This is a genomic window from Oscillospiraceae bacterium (assembly GCA_015067255.1).
Classification (GTDB): Bacteria; Bacillota; Clostridia; order Oscillospirales; family SIG519; genus SIG519.
Map to the genome: position 1 here is coordinate 15,988 of SVMS01000021.1, position 20,824 is coordinate 36,811.

General features: G+C 38.9%; 21 protein-coding genes and 1 other RNA gene. 11 read left to right on the forward strand and 11 right to left on the reverse strand.

All coding sequences use genetic code 11. The features are described from left to right. Positions 1-139: 139 nt before the first annotated feature. From mfd to E7480_05985, 6 genes are all read right to left on the reverse strand, one after another. Positions 140-3,625, reverse strand: a complete 3,486-nt coding sequence (gene mfd, locus E7480_05960) for a transcription-repair coupling factor (protein ID MBE6904135.1) — start codon at positions 3,623-3,625, stop codon at positions 140-142. A gap of 300 nt (positions 3,626-3,925) precedes the next feature. Then, the gene (locus tag E7480_05965; protein ID MBE6904136.1) at positions 3,926-5,011 is read right to left on the reverse strand and encodes a hypothetical protein; all 1,086 of its coding nucleotides are present in this window, start codon (positions 5,009-5,011) and stop codon (positions 3,926-3,928) included. Between the two features lie 333 nt (positions 5,012-5,344). Next, the gene (rpoD, locus tag E7480_05970) at positions 5,345-6,487 is read right to left on the reverse strand and encodes an RNA polymerase sigma factor RpoD (GenBank protein MBE6904137.1); all 1,143 of its coding nucleotides are present in this window, start codon (positions 6,485-6,487) and stop codon (positions 5,345-5,347) included. A gap of 2 nt (positions 6,488-6,489) precedes the next feature. After that, the gene (locus E7480_05975) at positions 6,490-8,259 is read right to left on the reverse strand and encodes a DNA primase (protein ID MBE6904138.1); all 1,770 of its coding nucleotides are present in this window, start codon (positions 8,257-8,259) and stop codon (positions 6,490-6,492) included. 35 nt (positions 8,260-8,294) lie between these two features. Next, positions 8,295-9,293, reverse strand: coding sequence for a deoxyguanosinetriphosphate triphosphohydrolase (locus tag E7480_05980; protein MBE6904139.1), 999 nt, complete (start codon positions 9,291-9,293; stop codon positions 8,295-8,297). A gap of 118 nt (positions 9,294-9,411) precedes the next feature. Further along, positions 9,412-9,876: a hypothetical protein gene (locus tag E7480_05985; GenBank protein MBE6904140.1), complete on the reverse strand. Its 465-nt coding sequence runs from the start codon at positions 9,874-9,876 to the stop codon at positions 9,412-9,414. Positions 9,877-10,029: 153 nt separating this feature from the next. Between E7480_05985 and E7480_05990 the strand changes: the two genes are divergently transcribed. From E7480_05990 to E7480_06000, 3 genes are all read left to right on the forward strand, one after another. Beyond that, positions 10,030-10,338, forward strand: a complete 309-nt coding sequence (locus E7480_05990; protein ID MBE6904141.1) for a helix-turn-helix transcriptional regulator — start codon at positions 10,030-10,032, stop codon at positions 10,336-10,338. Positions 10,339-10,365: 27 nt separating this feature from the next. Then, positions 10,366-10,677, forward strand: coding sequence for a helix-turn-helix transcriptional regulator (locus E7480_05995; GenBank protein ID MBE6904142.1), 312 nt, complete (start codon positions 10,366-10,368; stop codon positions 10,675-10,677). Positions 10,678-11,183: 506 nt separating this feature from the next. Beyond that, on the forward strand, positions 11,184-12,482 hold the full coding sequence (locus E7480_06000; GenBank protein MBE6904143.1) for an ATP-binding protein: 1,299 nt from the start codon (positions 11,184-11,186) through the stop codon (positions 12,480-12,482). A 265-nt stretch (positions 12,483-12,747) separates the two neighbouring features. Here E7480_06000 and E7480_06005 read toward each other — a convergent pair whose 3' ends face one another. From E7480_06005 to E7480_06015, 3 genes are all read right to left on the reverse strand, one after another. Further along, positions 12,748-13,728: a diaminopimelate dehydrogenase gene (locus tag E7480_06005; GenBank protein MBE6904144.1), complete on the reverse strand. Its 981-nt coding sequence runs from the start codon at positions 13,726-13,728 to the stop codon at positions 12,748-12,750. Positions 13,729-13,796: 68 nt separating this feature from the next. Beyond that, positions 13,797-14,615 carry a hypothetical protein gene (locus E7480_06010; protein ID MBE6904145.1) on the reverse strand — a complete coding sequence of 273 codons (819 nt, stop codon included), beginning with the start codon at positions 14,613-14,615 and terminating at the stop codon, positions 13,797-13,799. After that, on the reverse strand, positions 14,615-15,145 hold the full coding sequence (locus E7480_06015) for a hypothetical protein (protein MBE6904146.1): 531 nt from the start codon (positions 15,143-15,145) through the stop codon (positions 14,615-14,617). Before E7480_06015 ends, E7480_06010 begins: the two co-directional genes overlap by 1 nt. Positions 15,146-15,346: 201 nt before the next feature. Between E7480_06015 and E7480_06020 the strand changes: the two genes are divergently transcribed. From E7480_06020 to trmL, 7 genes are all read left to right on the forward strand, one after another. Further along, positions 15,347-15,481, forward strand: coding sequence for a 50S ribosomal protein L34 (locus E7480_06020; protein MBE6904147.1), 135 nt, complete (start codon positions 15,347-15,349; stop codon positions 15,479-15,481). Positions 15,482-15,598: 117 nt separating this feature from the next. After that, entirely contained in the window at positions 15,599-15,934 is a 336-nt protein-coding gene (gene rnpA, locus E7480_06025) for a ribonuclease P protein component (protein ID MBE6904148.1), read from the forward strand. Next, the gene (gene yidD / locus E7480_06030) at positions 15,931-16,143 is read left to right on the forward strand and encodes a membrane protein insertion efficiency factor YidD (GenBank protein ID MBE6904149.1); all 213 of its coding nucleotides are present in this window, start codon (positions 15,931-15,933) and stop codon (positions 16,141-16,143) included. The genes rnpA and yidD overlap by 4 nt, the downstream gene beginning before the upstream one ends. A 41-nt stretch (positions 16,144-16,184) precedes the next feature. Beyond that, positions 16,185-17,198 (forward strand): YidC/Oxa1 family membrane protein insertase, encoded by a 1,014-nt coding sequence (locus E7480_06035; GenBank protein MBE6904150.1) that lies wholly within the window; start codon positions 16,185-16,187, stop codon positions 17,196-17,198. Then, on the forward strand, positions 17,188-17,931 hold the full coding sequence (locus tag E7480_06040; GenBank protein ID MBE6904151.1) for a protein jag: 744 nt from the start codon (positions 17,188-17,190) through the stop codon (positions 17,929-17,931). Before E7480_06035 ends, E7480_06040 begins: the two co-directional genes overlap by 11 nt. A gap of 65 nt (positions 17,932-17,996) precedes the next feature. Next, the gene (locus E7480_06045; GenBank protein ID MBE6904152.1) at positions 17,997-18,167 is read left to right on the forward strand and encodes a 4Fe-4S dicluster domain-containing protein; all 171 of its coding nucleotides are present in this window, start codon (positions 17,997-17,999) and stop codon (positions 18,165-18,167) included. 348 nt (positions 18,168-18,515) lie between these two features. Next, entirely contained in the window at positions 18,516-19,007 is a 492-nt protein-coding gene (trmL, locus tag E7480_06050) for a tRNA (uridine(34)/cytosine(34)/5-carboxymethylaminomethyluridine(34)-2'-O)-methyltransferase TrmL (protein ID MBE6904153.1), read from the forward strand. Between the two features lie 282 nt (positions 19,008-19,289). Here trmL and E7480_06055 read toward each other — a convergent pair whose 3' ends face one another. Then, the gene (locus tag E7480_06055; protein MBE6904154.1) at positions 19,290-19,469 is read right to left on the reverse strand and encodes a DUF3787 domain-containing protein; all 180 of its coding nucleotides are present in this window, start codon (positions 19,467-19,469) and stop codon (positions 19,290-19,292) included. A 92-nt stretch (positions 19,470-19,561) separates the two neighbouring features. Then, on the reverse strand, positions 19,562-20,008 hold the full coding sequence (locus E7480_06060) for a hypothetical protein (GenBank protein MBE6904155.1): 447 nt from the start codon (positions 20,006-20,008) through the stop codon (positions 19,562-19,564). A 167-nt stretch (positions 20,009-20,175) separates the two neighbouring features. Here E7480_06060 and ssrA point away from each other — a divergent pair. Then, positions 20,176-20,524: a transfer-messenger RNA gene (gene ssrA / locus E7480_06065) on the forward strand. Positions 20,525-20,824 lie beyond the last annotated feature (300 nt).

The window sequence follows — 20,824 nt, forward strand, 5'->3', positions numbered from 1 at the left end:
GCCTATCGAAGTGTTCCCAAGCTTACTACTCATCTTGAATATGCTCTCAGTCTATGACATATTCTCCCTGTCAGACTTTCCAAAAAAGCCGAGTCTTCGAAAATATTATATCAAATTTTGTGGATTTGTCAATAATATTTTATTCTGTTTTTTCTTCTATATTCTTCTTAGTTTCACTATACTTTGAAATAAAGCCTTCAAGCTGTTCGACTGTGTCCTCGGGGGTAAGTCGAAGAGATATATACGCTTTTCCCGCAGTTGAGAGCATAAGTCTGCCTCGATACTGCGCCGAAAGAATTGAAAAGGCTTGCAAATCGGGCTTATCGGTATAAAGAACAAGCACTTTTCCATTTTGTACTATCTCCGTTATTTTAAGCTTTGCCGCCGCATTTTTAATTGTTGCAATTTTTATAAGAGTAAGCACGCAGGGTGGCGGCTCTCCGTAACGGTCTATAAGCTCGTCTAAAATATCCTCTACGTCCTCCTCTGTTTCTATTGAGGATATCTTTTTATAAAATTCTATTCTTTCCTCACCCGAAAAGATATAGTCGTTGGGGATATAAGCCGAAACGTTTATATCAATTACGCAGGAAATCTCCTCTATCGGCTCGCCCTTTTGAATGGCAATTGCCTCTTTGAGTAGACTTACATACATATCGTAGCCCACAGCCTCCATATGTCCGTGCTGTTTTGCGCCTAAAACATTTCCTGCTCCTCTTATCTCCAAATCACGCATAGCAATTTTAAGCCCTGAGCCAAATTCCGTGTACTCCTTGATTGCAAGCAGTCTTTTTGCCGCATCCTCAGATAAAACCTTGCCCTTTTTATACATAAGGTAAGCGTAGGCACGCCTTGAGCTTCTGCCGACTCTGCCCCTTATCTGATGAAGCTGTGCAAGTCCCAATTTGTCGGCATCGTAAATAACTATGGTATTTACGTTGGGGACGTCTACACCCGTTTCAATAATAGTTGTACAAACTAAAATGTCAATCTCGCCCTTGACAAGACTTTCCCAGATTGCCGACATTTCCTCCTCGCCCATTTTTCCGTGAGCTACTGCAATTCGGGCATCGGGTAAGCTTTCCCCTATCTGAGATGCAATTTTATAAATGCTCTCTATTCTATTATATAAAACATAAGCCTGTCCGCCTCTTGCCAGTTCCTTTGCCAAAGCATCTGTTATAAGGGATAAATCCTGCTCCGCCACAAAGGTCTGAATTGGATGTCTGTTCTGGGGCGGCTCTTCAATAACCGACATATCTCTTATTCCCGTAAGCGCCATATTAAGCGTTCTGGGAATAGGTGTTGCAGAAAGAGCAAGAGCATCTACCGACTTTGTCAATTCTTTCAGCTTTTCCTTATGGCTTACTCCGAAGCGTTGCTCCTCGTCAACTATAACAAGTCCCAAATCCTTAAAGGCAATATCCTTTTGTAAAAGACGGTGTGTGCCTATAATTATATCAACCTCGCCCGTTTTAAGCTGTTTAACTATCTTTTCCTGTTGCTTCGGCGTTCTGAAACGGGACAGCATCTCAACCTTTATGGGATAATCCGCCATACGCTTTGAAACGGTCTGGTAATGCTGCCAGCAAAGCACCGTTGTAGGCACTAAAATTGCCACCTGCTTATTGTCGGCAACGGCTTTAAAGGCGGCTCTCAAAGCAACCTCTGTTTTGCCCACGCCCACATCTCCGCACAAAAGACGGTCCATAGGCTGTGGACGTTGCATATCTCTTTTTATTTCGGCAATACAGCGAAGCTGGTCCTCAGTTTCGTCATATTCAAATTTATTTTCAAAGCCGTGCTGCCAATCGTCGTCCTCGCAAAAGGCATAGCCCTTGATTTCCATTCTCTGTGCATAGAGCTGTATAAGCTCCTTTGCCATTTCGGCAACCTCGGCACGCACTCTCGATTTTGTTCTTGCAAAATCGTTTCCGCCCAATTTATTGAGCCTGATATTTTCAACGTCTGCCCCCATATATTTTGAAATAAGGTCAAGACGTGAGCAGGGAATATACAAAACGTCGCTCCCTGCATAGCGGATTTTAAGCTGGTCCTTTGTAACACCGTCAACGGTACGGCTGATAAGTCCCTCAAAAACACCGATACCGTAATCGTTATGCACAATATAATCTCCCGGCTTCAAGTCGGTTATTGAGGATATTTCCTTTGATTTTTCGGTGTATTTGTTTTTAGGTCTGAGCTTTTTGCGCTGTGCTCTTTGCTCTGTATTGTCAGAAAAAATTGCTAAACGGCAAGAGGGTAGCTCATAGCCTGCGTTGAAATAAAAGGGTACTACGTAAACATAGCTTTCGCTTAAGGTTTCGGGTACATCTGCCGAGGTAACGGCATTTATTCCTTTTTCTTCAAGGCAATCTCTCAGATATGTAGCGTGGGAAGGGTTTGAAGCCGAAACCAAAATTTTAGTTTTATTTTTATAAAGGGGATATATATCGTCGCAAAGCTCGTCTGTTATTCCTCTCCAATGAGGTGTCTGCCTTGCGTTTATTGAAAAGAGGGATTTAAGCCTTAAATTGCCCTCGTTTCTTGAAAGATTTTCAAAAATAATTATTCCCTTTTTACCTATTTTCTCCTTGAAGCCTTCCACATCAAGATAATAGCTTCCCGAAACAAAGGGAATGTCGCTCTCTGCAAGAGCTTTTATATCCTCGTCTATACGAAAGGCACTGCCCTTTACATTTTCAAAAAAGCGTGCAAACTCAAAGGAAAACAAAAGGCAATCCTCAATATAGTCAAGAAGCGTCGCTTTCTCGGAAAAGACGTAGGGGATATATTTGTCAATAGATGCAAGACGGGCAGTATTTCTTATAGCCTCTGCATCTGAATAGAGAGTTTGTGCCGCTGTCTTGTTTTTCTTTTCCATTACACGAGCATCAACCTCAAGGCTTGTGGCTAAAGCCTCCTTGTCGTCGCCGTCTAAAATGACCTCGGCAACAGGGGTTATTTTTACGCACTCAAGCTGAGAAATTCGTCGCTGTGAAAAAACGTCAAATTCCCCTATTAAATCGGGCTCATCTCCGAAATATTCTATTCTGACAGGGTTTTCACTCAAAAGGGGGAAAAAGTCTAAAATTCCGCCTCTTATGCAAAACTGTCCCACTCCCTCTACTCTTTCACAGCGGGTATAGCCTGCATTTAAAAGGGAAAACTCCGCATCCTCTAAGGGAAAATCCTCTCCCCTTGTAATTGTAACTGTCAAATCGACAAGCTTGCGCTTGTCGATAGTATATCTCATAAGAGCATCGGCAGAGGTAACAACTACGTTAAAATCTCCGCTTATAAGGCGCAAAAGCACCTCTAAACGCTCCGCCTCCTCCGTTGCAGACGCGCTTTCCACACGTCTGAAAACGTAATCTCTGGGCTTAAACACCAAAACTCCCTCGCCGAAATGGGCAATAAGGTCATTTTTAGCTCTCGCAAGCTCACCCTCGGGTACAAGCACTACTGCTTTCTTCCCCGTTTTCTGACAAAGGGCATAGGTGAAGGACGCCTTAAGGCTGTCCGGCACCCCCCACATTGCTGCAGGGAGAGCTTTTTTTCTTACGGCGTCATATAAATCGCAATATTCCTTGCACTGTTCCAGTGCGCTAAGTAAAAATTTCATATTTTCCCTTTTTAAATATTACAAAAAGTATAAATATAATCAATATATACTTTTCGTTTATTCTCTTATGTCTATTATATCAATAAAAATATAAGAATTTTGTCGCTTTGCGTTGCGCAGTAAATTAAAAGCTATGAAGCGAAGCGGAATAATTTAGCTTTAAACAAAGTTTAAAATTTAGCTAAATTCGCTGTCGCGAGCTAATTGTGCTGATGCACGCTAAATTGCCTTCGGCAGCTAAATTGACCTACGGTCAGCTTAATGCGAATTTTATTTAGCTACTCCGAAGGAGTTATTTAGCTACCCCTTAAAAATCATCGCTTTCAATATCAGTAAATCATAAATATCAAAAACCAAATCACCGTTCATATCTGCCGTTTCACTATGAGCCTCTTTCCCAATTATGCCGTTTCTCAAGCTTATGGCATCAAGTACATTTATCTCTCCGTCGTCGTTTGTATCGCCTGTAACAGCTTCATTTCCTGTGTAGTTATAATGAATATTAGCATTTAACAAATAATCATTCTCTTCACCTATTACAATGTTTTCCCACTGCTTCTCTGTACCCGAATAATATACATCTGACAGAGCATAACAATCGCCAAAAGCATAATCCTCTATGCTTGTAACACTGTCGGGGATGTTTATACTTGTTAGGCTTTCGCAACCATAAAATGCCCAACTACCTATACTTGTAACACTGTTTCCGATGGCTACTCTTGTAAGATTATAACAACAATAAAATGCCCAACCGCCTATACTTGTAACGCTATCGGGAATGGTTATACTTGTTAAGCTTTCGCAACTAAAAAATGCAGAATCTCCTATACTTGTAACTTTGTCGGGTATAGTTATACTTGTTAAGCTTATGCATTCATAAAAGGCATAATTTCCTATACTTGTAACACTGTCGGGGATTTTTATACTTGCAAGACTTGAGCAATAAGCAAATGCATTGACCTCTATTCTCGTAATGCTGTTGGGTATAGTTATACTTGTAAGATTAGAACAGCGAGAAAATGCTCTGATACCTATGCTTGTAACGCTGTCGGGAATTGTTATATTTGTTAAGCTTTTGCAACCATAAAACGCCTCATTTCCTATACTTGCAACACTATCGGGGATTGTTATGCTTGCAAGGTTCGAGCAATATTCAAATGCAAAATTACCTATACTTGTAACAGGATAACCGCCTAAGGTTGAAGGAATGGTAATATCGCCGCTTATCGAAGTATCGCAACCTGTTATAGTTGCCTCATCGTTTAATACCTCATATGTATAATATCCCTCGGTTTCTGCGCTAACGGTAAAAACACCTATAGGCAGAATAGCAGTAATCAATGCGATAGTAAGCAAAATTGAAAATAATTTTTTTGTTGTTTTCATAAACTTTTTCCTCCTTTGCGTAATAGCGATGAAAATTTCTCAAGAAATTTTCATCATATCGCAATCGACCTGAAAGGGCGATTATATCGCATTTGTCATAGACAAATATATCGCACGAGCGTAAGCGAGTGTATCGCTTTTATTATTTATTATTTATTCAATATTCTTTATTCTTTAAACAACAATCATAATATTGGTTGTTCTTTTTGTTTAGCGATATAAATCCCTTACGGGATTTGCGATATACGCAAAAGCGTGCGATATGCTTTTGACAAGATTGTCAAAACCGCGATATGTTGCCTGCGGCAACGAGATAATTGTGCTGCCGCACAATTATTCCAAAAAGTCCTTTAATCTTTTGCTTCTGCTGGGGTGGCGGAGCTTTCTCAAGGCTTTAGCTTCAATCTGACGTATTCTCTCTCTTGTAACCTCGAATTCCTTGCCCACCTCTTCAAGAGTTCTCATTCTGCCGTCCTCAAGGCCGAAACGAAGGCTCAACACCTTAGCTTCTCTGGGGGTAAGAGTTGCAAGCACGTCTGCCAATTCCTCCTTAAGCAATACGTGGGAAGCCGCCTCTGCAGGCGCAGGAATATCCTCATCGGGAATAAAGTCGCCCAAGTGGCTGTCCTCCTCTTCACCGATAGGTGTTTCAAGGGAAACGGGCTCCTGTGCGATTTTAAGAATATCTCTTACCTTGTCTGCAGGCATACTCATTTCAATAGCGATTTCCTCTGCTCTGGGCTGTCTGCCAAGCTCCTGCTCCAGCTGACGCTCAACACGGGAAACCTTATTTATTGTTTCAACCATATGAACGGGTATTCTTATTGTTCTTGCCTGGTCTGCAATAGCTCTTGTAATAGCCTGTCTTATCCACCAGGTTGCATAGGTGGAAAACTTAAAGCCTTTCTGGCAGTCAAACTTTTCAACGGCTTTTATAAGGCCTAAATTACCCTCTTGAATAAGGTCAAGGAAAAGCATACCTCTGCCCACATATCTTTTTGCAATACTTACAACAAGACGCAAGTTTGCCTCTGCAAGAAGCTGTTTTGCCTTTTCGTCGCCATCGGACATTTTTTGCGCCAATGACTGCTCCTCCTCGGGAGTGAGCAGGGGCACACGGCCGATTTCCTTAAGATAAACTTTAACGGGGTCGTCAATGCTTACGCCCTCAGCCATAAGAGCTTTTTCAATCTCTTCGGGGGCAAGCTTTAATTCCTCAACCTCTTCCTCAAGCTCTGAAATTTCGTCCTCGGGGATATCAATTTCCTCGATAATTTCAACGCCCATAGCCTCTAAGCTGTCATATATTTTTTCAAACTGGTCAGCATCAATATCAATTTCGCTCAAGGACTCGATAATTTCATTTTTGGAAAGAGAGCCTTTACTCTTTGCCTTTTCTATAAGATTTTTAAGTACCGTCTTTTTATCCTTTTCTCCTACTTGGTTTTCTGTGTTCTGAACGTTTGCCTCTGCCATATTTATTCTCCCTTTCTCTTTTGTAAATCCTTCATCATTTTCAACAGCTCGTCGTTGGAAACTTCCTTTAAATTTTGAGCTCTTATTTTTTCGTTTTCCGTTTTTATTACATCTGACAGCTCTGAAACAATACTTCTGTCAAAGTTTATATTCAAATTGCTTTTGACAATAATTGCCGTTATTCTGCTCATTTCATCGCTTGTAAAATCCTTTGAGAAAAAGGTCAAGTCAAGCGCCTGTCCCGTTTCAATTCGGGCAACGATATATTCAAACAGACGGCGGTTAAACTCAGTTACAAACTCGCCTGCCGAAATATTCTGCTGAACGGTTGACAGAAAATCGGGGTTTTTGTAAATAACTCCGATAAGCTCCTCCTCAGCTCTTGCCGCTTTCAGATGCGTGCTTTTTTCGGGGTTTACTCTGTCTTTTATTCCCAAAAGCATCTCGTTTTGTGTTTTAAATTCATTTTTACGGCTTTTTTGTGCATTTATTTTTAAAAGCCTGTTTACTTCGGCAGAAATCGCAGAAGCGCTTATATTAGTTTGCTTTGCAATTTTGTTAATATACACTTCTCGCTCAATTGCGTTATATACCTGACTTATAACGTTTGCCGCATCCTTTATAAAATAAACGGTATCGTCAGCCGAGTCTAAATTATATTTCGACAAAAGCTTCTGAATTTTAAAGTCAATATGACCTCCGCTGCCCTCAAGCAAATTTTTAAAACGCTCTGCGCCAAAGGTCCTTATAAATTCATCGGGGTCCTTTCCCCCTACTATGCTCAGAACCTTTACATTTACCCCCACCTCGTTCAAAAGGGTAATTGCCTTGTTTGTCGCCGCTTGCCCTGCTCCGTCAGCATCGTATGCAAGCACAACCTCCTTGCTGTATCGGGAAATAAGCCTTGCCTGCTCCTTTGTTATTGCTGTTCCTAAGGTTGCAACGGCATAGTCAAAGCCTGCCTGATGCATTGAAATAACGTCCATATAGCCTTCGCATAAAATAAGCTTGCCTGCAGGTGAATTTTTTGCAAAATTCAGCGCAAAAAGATTTAAGCTCTTTTTAAAAGCAAGGGTATCGGGTGAGTTTAAGTATTTAGGCTTACTGTCATCAAGCACACGTCCGCCAAAGCCGATAACGTTACCCCGTAAATCTATAATGGGGAACATAAGTCTGTTACGGAATTTGTCGTATACAGAATTTTTTTCGGTATTTTTAACGGCAAGGCCTCCTGCCACCATTTCATTTTCACTAAAACCCTGCGATTTTAGATAATCTCTTAAATCACTCCAGCTGTCAGGGGCAAAGCCGATGCCGAAATGCCGTATTGTCTTTTGCAAAAGACCTCTTTTTTTGACATATTCCTGAGCGACCTTTGCCTTTGGGTCATACAGGCATTTATGGAAAAAGCCTGCCGCTTTTTTGTTCATCTCAATTATTCTTGCCCTTTGAACACTGTTCTGACGGTCATCATCAGTTTCAGGTACTGTAAGTCCTGCATATTCAGCTAACAGACGTATAGCCTCAAGGTAATCGAGATTTTCCATTCTCATAACATAGCTTATTATATCTCCCCCTGCTCCGCAGCCGAAGCAATAAAAGGACTGAGTATCGGGGAAAACTGTAAAGGACGGCGTTTTCTCGCTGTGGAAGGGACAAAGCCCCACGATATTACTGCCCGTTCTTTTAAGCTGTAAATTTCTTAATATATAATCCTCTATATTTATTCTGTCTTTCAGCTCCTGTAAAAAGCTGTCCGGTATTTTTGCCAAGGTTTCACCGCCTTTTTAATAAGTTTCATCTTCTTTTATTTCAACGTCCATGCGGACGGCACATATATTTTTGTAAATTCTGAGATTGCGTAATGGTCGGACATTGCCGAAACATAGTCAAGAACTGCCCTTTCAACGCCCTCTTTTTCCAAGGTGTTTTTATAAAAATCGGGAAGCTTGTCGGGATTTTCTACATAGTACAGATAAAGCTGTTTTACAAGCTCCTCTGCCTTGCCCTCTTCCTTTTTGGCAACAGAGCCGAAATATACATTTGAAAACATAAATTTTTTAAGCTCCAGAGTTGCCTGTAAAATTTCTTCACTCATTGATATAGATGGCTTTTCTATACTGTTTTTGATTATATCGGTAATCATAACAGTTATTCTTTTGCTGTGGGTTTCTCCCAACGCCTTTTTAAATTCTACGGGGATATCCTCTAATATTCCGCCTCTTATAGCATCGTCAATATCGTGATTTATATAGGCAATAACGTCGGCATAACGAACTACCTGTCCTTCTAAAGTGGCGGGCTTTCCCTCCCACGTGTGATTTGCAAAGCCGTCAAGCACCTCTTTTGTAAGGTTAAGACCTTTAAAGCCCTTTTCCAGATACTGCGCAACTCGTACGCTGTTTTTATCGTGCTCAAAGCCCAAAGGGCAAATTTCATTGAGCGCTCTCTCCCCTGCGTGCCCGAAAGGAGTATGCCCCAAATCGTGTCCCAAGGCAATAGCCTCTGTCAAGTCCTCATTGAGCCTTAACGCTCTCGAAATAGTTCTTCCCACCTGAGAAACCTCAAGGGTATGGGTAAGCCTTGTTCTGTAATGGTCGCCCTCGGGGGATAAAAAAACCTGTGTCTTATGCTTTAATCGTCTGAAGGATTTACAGTGGATTATCCTGTCCCTGTCCCTTTGGAAAACAGTTCTTATATCGTCTTGCTTCTGTTCCTTTTCTCTGCCCTGAGAATTCTCAGCCAAAACGGCATACTGACTTAAAGTCTCTCTTTCTCTCTTTTCTTGCATCTGTCTTATGTTCATTTCCAAAGTTATTTCCTCCTTTACATATATAAATACGGAAATTTGTCAAAAAATCCTCTTTTTATTTTAAAAAAGTTTTTTTGCGTTGTAACGCTATGAATTGATGCTTCGCAGTTCATTATAAAAGTTTTGCTAAATTTATTATCGTCTTTTCCTTCTTCTTTGCATATTCTATTGTTTTTGAGGCTCCGCCTTTTTCCTCAACATAGCATATAATTAAATCTGCTCTGTCCACCATTTCACGATTGCGTGCCTGTATTGCCGCCTTTGGATGCACCCCTGCACAAGCTATTTCCACATCGGTATAATAATTGTAAAAGGCTTCTTTGTTGTTTGAAAACTCTGCCGTTGAATAAGGAAGCACCAATACAAGAGAGCTGTTACACTCTCCGTACTTTTTTCTTGCCCTAAGCACTGCCGAAGATGCAAATCTGTCAAAATCTCCGTTTCGTCCCACAAGAAACTCGACATATTCCTTTTCTCTGATAAGCTTTCCTACTTTCTCCTCAAGTAAATCTTCCACTTTAATCAGATTATCTATATGCCTGTGCCCGAAAAACGCAACTGTAAAAAAATCAAACATTTTATATTCCCTCCATATAACAGTTATGGGCTTATTTCCGTTATTTTCATCATTATAGCATTTACAATCCCACATTTCAACAAATTTAACATCTGACAACCAATAATTTTGCCATTCATATAGGTTAAAATATAATAAAGGAGTGGTAAGATTATGGACGAAAAGGAATTTGCTCTGCGTTTAACTCAGCTCAGACAAAAGAAAAATGTATCTGCCAGAGAAATGAGTTTAGCAATCGGACAAAACGCAGGATATATTAACAATATTGAATCAGGAAAAGCTCTGCCGTCGTTACCCGGAATTTTCTATATATGCGATTATTTAGGCATTACTCTAAGTGAATTCTTTGACCTTGAAACCAAAAATCCCACTAAAATAGATGCTATTGTTACAGATTTAAAAAAGCTTGACGACCAACAGCTTGATACCATTGCCAATTTGATAAAAGGCTTAATGCGGTAAAATTCCGCTATGAAAGGTAGTGAGGCTATGGATACACATCAAAGACTTCGTCAGCTGTTAAACGAGCGTGGTTGGACAGAATACCGTTTATCAAAAGAGTGCGGTTTGTCTGAATCTACTCTTGCAAATATTTTCAAAAGAAATACGTTGCCTTCAATCAGTACATTGGAAGCTATCTGCGCAGGCTTTGGCATTACTGTTTCTCAGTTTTTTGCTGAGGGAGATATGGTAGAAATGACACCTGAACTCAAAGAGCTTTTTGACTCTTGGGTTAGCCTTACAGCAGAACAAAAGAATGTAGTAATGCAAATGATACGCACTCTTAATTCTAATAAATGAAAAGAAAGCCGTGAAAAATCACGGCTTTCTTTTATGCTCGATATGAATACAATTCATTAAAAAATCAAGAACGATTCTTGCTTTTTGTCGATATGCAGACTAAAGTCTGCTCGATATTTTTACTACCGTAAAATCGATATGTTTCTCGTTTCACTCAAAACTCGATATGGTATAAATCTCGTTGCCTTTGGCAACATATCGAAAATCTCGTTAGAGATTTATATCGATGCGTTGCTTTGCAACGCTATGAATTGATGCTCACGCATCATGAATTGGTGTACACCATGAATTCTCGCTTCGCTCCATGAATTGAATTGCAAAGCAATTCATAAAGGACAGGGAAAATTTACGTTCTCTGTCCTTTTTTGGCGATATTTGCTTTAAATAAAACGGAGAAATACGCAAAATATTTAAATGTAACTGTTGACATATAAAGCAGTTCATGTTAAAATACAAATAAGAAAATTGCGTAAATACGCAAAATATTTAAATGAGGTATATAAGTTATGATTGAAAGAAATAAATATCTCGAAAAATTGATAAGCAAAAAGCAAAACGGCCTTGTTAAAGTGATTACCGGAATCAGAAGATGCGGTAAATCTTATTTGCTGTTCAACATATATAAGGACTATTTGAAGTCAATAGGGGTTGAGAATGAGTGTATTATATGCCTGGCTCTTGATGATGACGAAAACATTCAATATCGTAACCCAATTGAACTGGGAAAACATATCAGAAGTTTAACTGCAGACGAAAGCAAAAACTATTTTGTATTTCTCGATGAAATTCAAAAGGTCGTTCCTATTCAGAATCCTTATATTGAAGGTGCCGAGGACAAGATAGGTTTTGTGGATGTTGTTCTCGGTCTTATGAAGCACGACAATATTGATGTGTATGTTACCGGCAGCAACTCTAAAATGCTATCGTCTGACATACTCACAGAGTTTCGTGGCCGCGGCGATGAGATTCGAGTGAATCCGCTTTCTTTTGAAGAATTTTATAAAGCTTTCAAGGGTGATAAACACAATGCCTGGAAAGAGTATTATACCTATGGCGGATTGCCGTTGGTTCTTAGCAAAAAAGGTCATGAAGAAAAAGCGAAATACCTACAAACCTTGTTTGATGCTATATATCTGAGTGATATTATGGACAGAAACAAAATCGTACATGAGAAAACTATATTGGATGATATTTTAAATATTATTTCCTCTTCTATCGGCTCGCTGACTAACGCAAACAAAATTACTAATACCTTTAAGAGCGAACGTCAGGTAAATATCAGTAATTATACCGTTTCAAAATATCTTGATTATTTAATTGATGCTTTCTTGCTCTACAAAGCCGAGCGTTATGATGTTAAGGGCAGAAAATATATCGGCTCTCCTTTAAAATATTATTTCAGCGATGTGGGACTTCGTAATGCAAGACTTAATTTCCGTCAGCAAGAAGAAAATCACATTATGGAAAACATTATTTATAACGAGCTTTGTAACCGTGATTTTAGTGTTGATGTCGGCGTGGTTGAGTATTGCTATAAGGATGCAGAAAAGAAAAGCAAACGCACCCAACTTGAAATTGACTTTGTTGCCAATAAAGGTAGCAAAAAGTATTATATTCAGTCTGCGCTGACCGTGGCTGATGAAGAAAAACGTGAGCAAGAGATTCGTTCATTAAAGCGTGTCGGCGATTCCTTCAAGAAGATTGTTGTAGTCAGGGACAACATTATACCTTGGCACGACGATGACGGTATTTTCTACATTGGCATTGAACAATTCCTACTCGAAGAAAACGCTATGGATATGTAAGTGTGAATTGATGCTTCGCATAATGAATTGCTGCGCAATTCATTATATTGATGTTCAATACAAAAAACCAGTCGATATGCAGACTAAAGTCTGCTCGATATTTTTACTACCGTAAAATCGATATGTTTCTCGTTTCACTCAAAACTCGATATAAATCTCGTTAGAGATTTATATCGATGCGTTGCTTTGCAACGCTATGATATGAATTGAATTGCTTTGAAATTCATAAAAAACGCAAGAACGGAAACCGTTCTTGCGTTTTTAACTAAAGTAATTTCTTGCGAAGCTCTTCGGGACTTAAGGGAGAAAGATAGGCGGGGGCAACATCGAAAACAGTTTTACAGCCGAAAAGACCTTCTTTATTCATTCTGTAAGCAGCTCTTGCGTAAGATACAAGCACGCTGGCAGTAAATTCAGGGTTGGAGTCAAGCTTTAAGCTGTATTCGATAATGTTTGTATTTTCTTTATTTAAGCCTGTTTTTCCGCTGCGGATAACAACTCCCCCGTGAGGTAAGCTTGAATGGTCTCTTTTCATTTCCTCTTCGGAAATAAAATGCACCGTTGTATCGTAATCTGCAAAATAGTTGGGCATAGTTTTTATCTGCTCCTCTATTCTTGCAAGGTCCGCCCCTTCCTCTACTGTAACAAAGCATTCTCTTGTATGCTTTTGACGGGTGGTGAGAATGGGATTTTCGCCGTTTCTTACAGCTTCCAAGGCTTCGGGAACAGGAACGGTATATTGTCTTGCATCCTTTACGCCTTCTATTCTGCGTATTGCGTCGGAATGGCCTTGGCTTACGCCCTTGCCCCAAAAGGTATAATCACAGCCGTCGGGAAGAATAGCCCCAGCATACATACGGTTTAAAGAGAACATTCCGGGGTCCCAGCCAACAGAGATAATGCCGATTTTTTTGCTCTGCTGAGCAGCGGCATCAACATTAGCAAAATGAGTGGGAATGTTTGCGTGAGTGTCAAAGCTGTCTATAACATTAAAATATTTGACAAATTCGGGCGTCTGAACGGGAAGGTCTGTAGCGCTTCCGCCGCAGATAACCATAACATCAATTTTATCCTTCATATCCAAAGCGCTGTCTATATGCAAAACAGGCGTATTCGGAGTTGAAATCTTAAGAGTTGACGGGTCTCGTCTTGTAAAAACGGCGGCAAGCTCCATATCCTTATTCTGAGCAATAGCGGCTTCAACGCCTCTGCCTAAATTTCCATAGCCTAAAATTCCGATTTTCATTAAATCATATCCTTTCAACCAATAAATTATATTACATAAAAAAACGAATGTCAATAATGTAATAGCTATTAAAATAAGAACTTTTGACGTGTCAGAATACATTGACAAGCCCTGTCTGCGATAATTGCTCTGTCCCTTTCGGGATAATATTCGAGTAACGGATATAAAATTTCGTATATATCCTTTCTTGTCAAAATCGGCATTTTTAAAATTTTTCCGTACATTTCACGTGCTGTATTCATTTGCCTTGTAAAGCTTGTATTAAAAGGTCTTGCAACTAAACCTTTAATCAATCCTTTTGGTTCGATATTCATAGGAGAAAACTGAATGTTGGATAAAAGTCCTGCGCCGTTATCAAAAATCGGACAATAATCGTATTTTCCGTTTTGTTCTATAAGCGCTATATTATTAAGATGTCTGTCATCGTTTAAAACGAGGGAATCAATCTCAAAAAGCAGCGTTAAATACTGCGGAAAGCTTTCAAGTCCCGTAAGCTCTTTAGTGGTATCGGCAAGATATGCTATGCGTTTTTTATCACTGCTCAAGCCTTCTAATTTTTCTTTTAAAAAACGATTATATCTTTTGAGTAAATGGCTTAACGTTATAATGGACTGCCCTTCCTTTAAAAAGCTTTCGCTTGAACAGCCCGTTCTTTCCCTTGAATGAACATTAAGCTTTTCCATATTATATTTCACAAAACAAAAAGATGTTTCGCTTGTTATATTGCTAAGCTGTAACAGCCTTGACACAGTTACCTCGGCAAGCGCTTCATATCCGAATTGGTCAAGCTTATACCATTTGTTTGCAGCTTTATCAAACCATTTTTCCTGATTGCCCTTTGATGAGGTTTCAGCAACCTTTTCATTTGTAACAAGCTTAACTGACATTATATTTCCTCCATTTCAAGCCATTGACTGTCCTCTGCCATTTTGCCGTGAGTTTTTTTTATGATTTCTATTGGAGAATATTCCTCTACCCCTATCGCTTCAAGATATTCTCTTATTCCGCTTCTGCTTTTAGGCACACAGCGTTCCTCTAAAAAGGCTTGAAATTCTTCCCAGGTCGGAGCTTTTATTTTGCCGAAAGCAGTTTTAATTATATTTGTTGTTTTATTTTGCACAGATATCGTTTTATCGGTAAAGTCAGCGCAAATCTGAGTACATAAAATGTCCTTATCAAAAAAATTAAAAATAATAAGCTTATGTTTTAAAGCCTTTTTTTTATTTAAAAAATCATCAAAGGCTAAAAACGGCGCTATTGTAATTTTTTCACCGTCGAAGGAAATTTCAATCTCTTGCTCTGCAAGCGCCAATTCCTTTACCCATTTTGAAGGCAGTGAAATTTTATAGCCTTTAGAGCTTTTTCCCGAATTTCCTCCCGCAGAACCGACTATAATTTTTCCTATTCTTTTTTCCATAATTATCACCATAGCAAATATATCATATTGGTAACCAATAGTCAAGGTTTTTTAAAAGAGAAAAAAAGTGTTGACAAAGCAGTAAGGTGTATAGTATAATAATATCCGTATCATTGCCTATAACGGCGTTTTGCAAAATAAAATTGTTATAATCGGTAGCATGCCGTATTATACTAAAAATTTAACAGGAGGTGCGGTTTGATGCTAAGAACATATCAACCTAAAAAAAGACAGAGAAGCAAGGTTCACGGATTTCGCAAGAGAATGTCCACTGCTAACGGCAGAAAGGTGCTTGCACGCAGACGTGCAAAGGCAAGAAAAAGACTTACACACTAAAAAATGAGGCCGCTGCTACCGTTGATTTATAGGTAAAGGTGGTCTTTTTTGTCTGTGAGAGTAGTTTTTTCAAACAAAGCTCAGCTTTGAAAACAAGCAGGTAAAAGGTTCGTGTTTATGAAAAATACTGTTTCTATCAAGGAAAATCACGAATTTAAGCGCATTTACTATAAGGGAAAATCGGTCTGTACTCCGGTGGTTGTTTTGTATTACAGGAAAAACAACCTTACCTTCAACCGTTTAGGGCTTACGGCAACCAAGAAAATAGGTACTGCTGTTTGCAGAAACAGAGCAAGACGTGTCTTGCGTCAGGCTTACAGAGAGCTTGAGCCCTTTTTAAAAACGGGGTACGATTTTATTCTTGTAGCCAGGACAAAAACCCCTTTTGTAAAAACGCAGGCAGTAAAGCAAGCGCTTGAAGAGTGCTTTGCAGGGCGGGAGATGCTCAAATGAAAAGAGTTATGATTTATCTTATTCGCTTTTATCAGAAGTACCTTTCCCGTCTTAAAGGGCGTTCCACCTGTATTTTTTACCCGTCTTGTTCCCAATACGCCATAGAGGCTTTTGAAAAGCACGGCTTTTTCAAAGGTCTTGTTCTTTCGGTCTGGCGTATTTTAAGATGCAACCCTTTTAATAAGGGCGGCGTTGACAATGTTCCCTGAACTGCCTTTATCGGTAAAAATTTAAAAAAGGAAATGTAGAAATGGAAGTTATAGGAAATCTTTTAAGCTATCCCTTTGCTCTTATTCTGTCATTTTTTTACGGACTTTTTCGAAATTACGGATTTGCGCTTATTGTATTCACAATTATTATTAAGGTTATTTTGATACCCTTGGGCATTAAGCAGCAAAAATCATCTTTAAATCAGATGAAATTTCAGCCCAAAATGAAAGAAATCCAGCAAAAATACGCTAACAACAAGCAAAAACAAAGTGAGGAAATGCAAAAACTGTATCAAGAAGAAGGCTTCAGCCCCTTTGGCGGATGTCTTCCTATGCTTATACAGCTCCCCATTATCCTTATTCTTTATAATATTATAAGAAACCCCCTTACAAATATCTGTGCAATGACAGCTTCTAAAATCAATACTGTTGTTGCGGCTCTTGCAAATTTAGGAGTAACTATTGACTCTAAGGATGCAAATTTTCAGATAAAGCTTGCAGAAGCTATTAACGAAAATTTTGACAGTCTTATGAGCGCAGGTGCGTTACCCGAAAACTTTTCAAAAATAGATTTTTCATTTTTCGGAATAAACCTTTCTCAGACTCCCAGTCTGTCAAGCTTTAATTTATTGCTTCTGATTCCGCTTTTTGCGTGTCTGACCGGATTTTTAGTAGGTATTATATCTCAGAAGTTTTCTGCTGTTCAGGCAACAGGCGGAACAAAAATGTTGCTTCTTATGTCACCCTTACTCTCTCTTATTTATACCTTTATGTTCCCTGCAGGTGTAGGTCTTTACTGGATTATGAGTAACATAACCGCTGCTGTTCAGTCCTACGTTCTCGGAAAAATTTATAATCCCCGTGAATATGCCGAAAAGCTTAAGGCAGAGGAAGAAGAGAAAAAGCGTGCTCAAAAGCAAGCTATTAAGGATAAGCGTGCTAAAAAGTTTGCTCAGCAAAACGGTGAGCAGTCAGAAGAAAATAAAACAGTGAGCATCGAGTGCGAGGTAAGCGACCCACAAGAAAAAAAGGAGAATAACTCTGATGATAAATGAGTATATCAGTACGGGAAGAACTATAGACGAAGCCGTTGAAGCAGGTCTTGCCGCAATCAATATGGACAGAGACGATGTTTCGGTTGAGGTTATAGATACTCCCAGCAAAGGCTTTTTAGGAATAGGCTCAACTCCTGCCAAGGTTAAATTAACCTATGAAACAGCTGACGAAGCGCCTGCCCCTAAAGAGAAAAAAGAAGAAAAGAAAGCAGTAGCAGAACCCAAAAAGAAGGTTGAAGAAAAAGCAGAAGAGCCTGTTTTTGACGGCGATAAGGAAAAGCTTGAAAAGGTAAAGGCTTTTGTTGAAGAGCTTCTTTTAAAAATGAAAACAGAAGGCTGTAGTGTTGAAGCTTCCTATAAAGAGGACGGCGCTATTGCAGTTTTAATAAAGGGCGACAAAACAGGAAGCGTTATAGGAAGACACGGAGAAACTCTTGACTCAATTCAGTATATCGTAAGCCTTTATACAAATAAGAACAAAAGCGAAGCATTTACAAGAGTAAGCTTAGATGCTGAGGGCTACCGTGCAAAGCGTAAGGATACTTTGGAGCATCTTGCAAAGCAAAAGGCATCAATGGCGCTTAAGAAAAAGGGTAATATCACTCTTGAGCCTATGCAGGCTTATGAAAGAAGAATTATCCATTCTGTTTTACAGGAATATCCCAACATAACCACATATTCTGTAGGCGAAGAGCCGAGAAGAAGGCTTGTAATCGCATATAAAGGAAAATGATTATGTGCTTTAATTTTAAAGTACTTATCATATAAAATGACAACCATTTAGGAGGTGTACTGGAAATGGCATATATAATCTCTGATGAATGTATCAATTGTGGAAACTGCGAAGCTGAGTGCCCTGTATCTGCTATCTCTGCAGGTGACAGCAAGTATGTTATAGACGACAGCCTTTGTGTTGATTGCGGAGCTTGCGCAGGCGTTTGCCCCGTTGGTGCTCCCCAAGCTAACTAATCTTAGCAAATAATTGTCACAGAAAAGGGGCTGTAAAAAAACGAAAGTTTTTTACAGCCTCTTTTTAGGGGATAGGAAAAATGTACAGAATATGTCAATTTCGCGCCGACAAAGCCTTGTCGGCGGTTACCCGACGGCGTACAGAGGTACGTCGAGGGCGAAATTGGCAGATAGCATAAAACGTATATTTCTTAAAAGAATTAACAAAAAGATGTTTTTCTATTAATTTTTGCTCTTTCTTTCAAGAGATGATAGTATATAATCCTTTTATTTACTTGTTTTATGCGTTCTGTGCTTTTTTACATCCCCTTTTGCGCATTATATTGCTTTTGAAACAGAGGGAATTAAATGAACAATATAAATATTGTCCTTGTTGAGCCCGAAATCCCGCAAAATACGGGAAATATCGCCAGAACCTGTGCCTGCACCGGTGCGGCATTACATCTTGTGCGCCCCTTAGGCTTTGAAATTGATGATAAAAAGCTTAAAAGAGCAGGGCTTGACTATTGGCATTTTTTAAATATTACTTATTATGACAGTCTTGAAGATTTTATGGACAAAACAAAGGACAAAAAGAAATTCTTTTGCTCCACAAAGGCTTCGAAAACCTATGCTCAGGTTGAATTTCCGAAGGATTGCTATCTTGTTTTCGGCAAGGAAACAAAAGGCTTGCCCGAAAAGCTTTTGTATGAAAATATGGACAGCTGTATAAGAATACCTATGATAAACGGCGCAAGAAGCCTTAATTTATCAAACTCCGTGGCAATAATAGCCTTTGAAGCCCTCAAACAACAAGGCTTTGAAAACCTTGAAGAAACAGGACATCTGACAATGTATTAAATTAAAAGTGGCTGTAAAAAAAGCACAGAACGCATAAAACAAGGTCTGAGAGCTTACGGACGAGAAAAATAAGGTTATAAAACAATCAGACAAAGCTTTTAGCAAAAAAATGTTTTATGCTATGAACAAACTTCGCCTCTCGACGTACCGTTGTACGCCTTCGGGTAACCGCCCACAACGCAAAAGCGTTGTGGGCGCTCAGTTTGTCCATTCTGTACATTTTTTCCTATCCCCTAAAGAGCAGAATGGCTGTAAAAAACTTTCGTTTTTACAGCCATTTGTCTATTTCTTATTCAAATTTACAAATTCTCTTGCCTGTATAACATTGTCCTCGGTGGGAATAGTAGTATTTGTCTTTTTGTTTTTCTTTTTTACGTCGGCTATGGCAAGAGTTTCGTATGATGACGGAGTATTCTTTTTATTGAATTTCTCAAATCTGTTCATTTTCTCTCTCCCTTTCATATATATTATTTGAAGCCGAAATAAAAATATTCTAATAAAAAACTGCCTCCGATTTCTCGAAAGCAGTAAACTTATTGTATAAAAACACAATATTATACTTTTTGTTTATTTTTTGCCGTTGCAATAAGAACAGCAAGAATGATTGCACGCCATAAAAAATTGATAATTAAAAAAGCAATAGTCTTAGTAAAGCAAAGTAAAACGAGCATATCAGCAATAAGCAAAACAATGCTTATAATAAGAGCCTGAGATTTATTTCTTCTTACCATAACACCTAAAAGAGCAATAATAACAGCAGGTGAAAGACCGATTAAAGAAATAATTATCCAATACCAAGCAACGCTTGGAAGCATACCGTCCTGCCACATATCGTAGCCGATAATAGAGGCAAGGTCGGAAATTATAAGGCCTGTAGGCATTCTCAAAATATTTCCGTTATTATTAAAAATAAGAAAAACGCTTATAAAAGACATAATTGAAACAAGGTATAAAGCTATTTCTGACGCAATAGAAAGCTTAGTTCTTTTTATCTTTTTCATTTCCTTTTTTCCTTTCCTTAAGGTGATAATTTTATTTTAACATCAATTTTGTGAAAAAGCAATATCAATATGTCGAAAAAATACCTATATTTACAAAACCAAACAGCGCTTGATTTGATTGACTTTTTCAATCAAATATGCTAATATATTTCTACACCTTTTTATATGGGGGCGTAAAGGTTTCGACGGGGACTTTGAAGCCGGATAAGCGGGTAGCTTTGCGAAAAGCTTAAAAATCGCAAACTTTAAATTTAAACGCTAATAATAATAGATTAGTAGCTGCCTAACTAATGGCGGCCGTCGATGCAGAGAGTACCGCGACTTTGTAATCGGCGTCACTTAGCGGTGAACGTAGCCTTGGAAAGCTTTGCCCTTGCGCTATGAATTATGAAGCTACCAAAAAATAAAGTCTGTCATTAGACGTTATTTTAAGGGAATGTAAAATAATGACTACACCCGTAGAAAGTCTTGTGAATAGGTTTTCGGACAGGGGTTCAATTCCCCTCGCCTCCACCAAACGTGTATTGGACGAACACCTACTTCTTTAGCGGCGGCTTTGCCGTCAAGGTGATGCTCTGATACGAACAGAAACCGCCATCTTAGATTTACCTCTAAGGTGGCGTTTTTTTGCTTATGTAGAAATATTGATAAATATGTGATATAATGATTTATAATAAAAGTTATTTCAGTAAAGGAAGAAGAAATATGTTCAAATATCCATTAGCGGTTACGATTGATACTAATATTTTAGATGCGGCAAAATATGATTTAAGCGACGGAAGTACACTTCAACTACTTAAAACCTATGTAGATGAT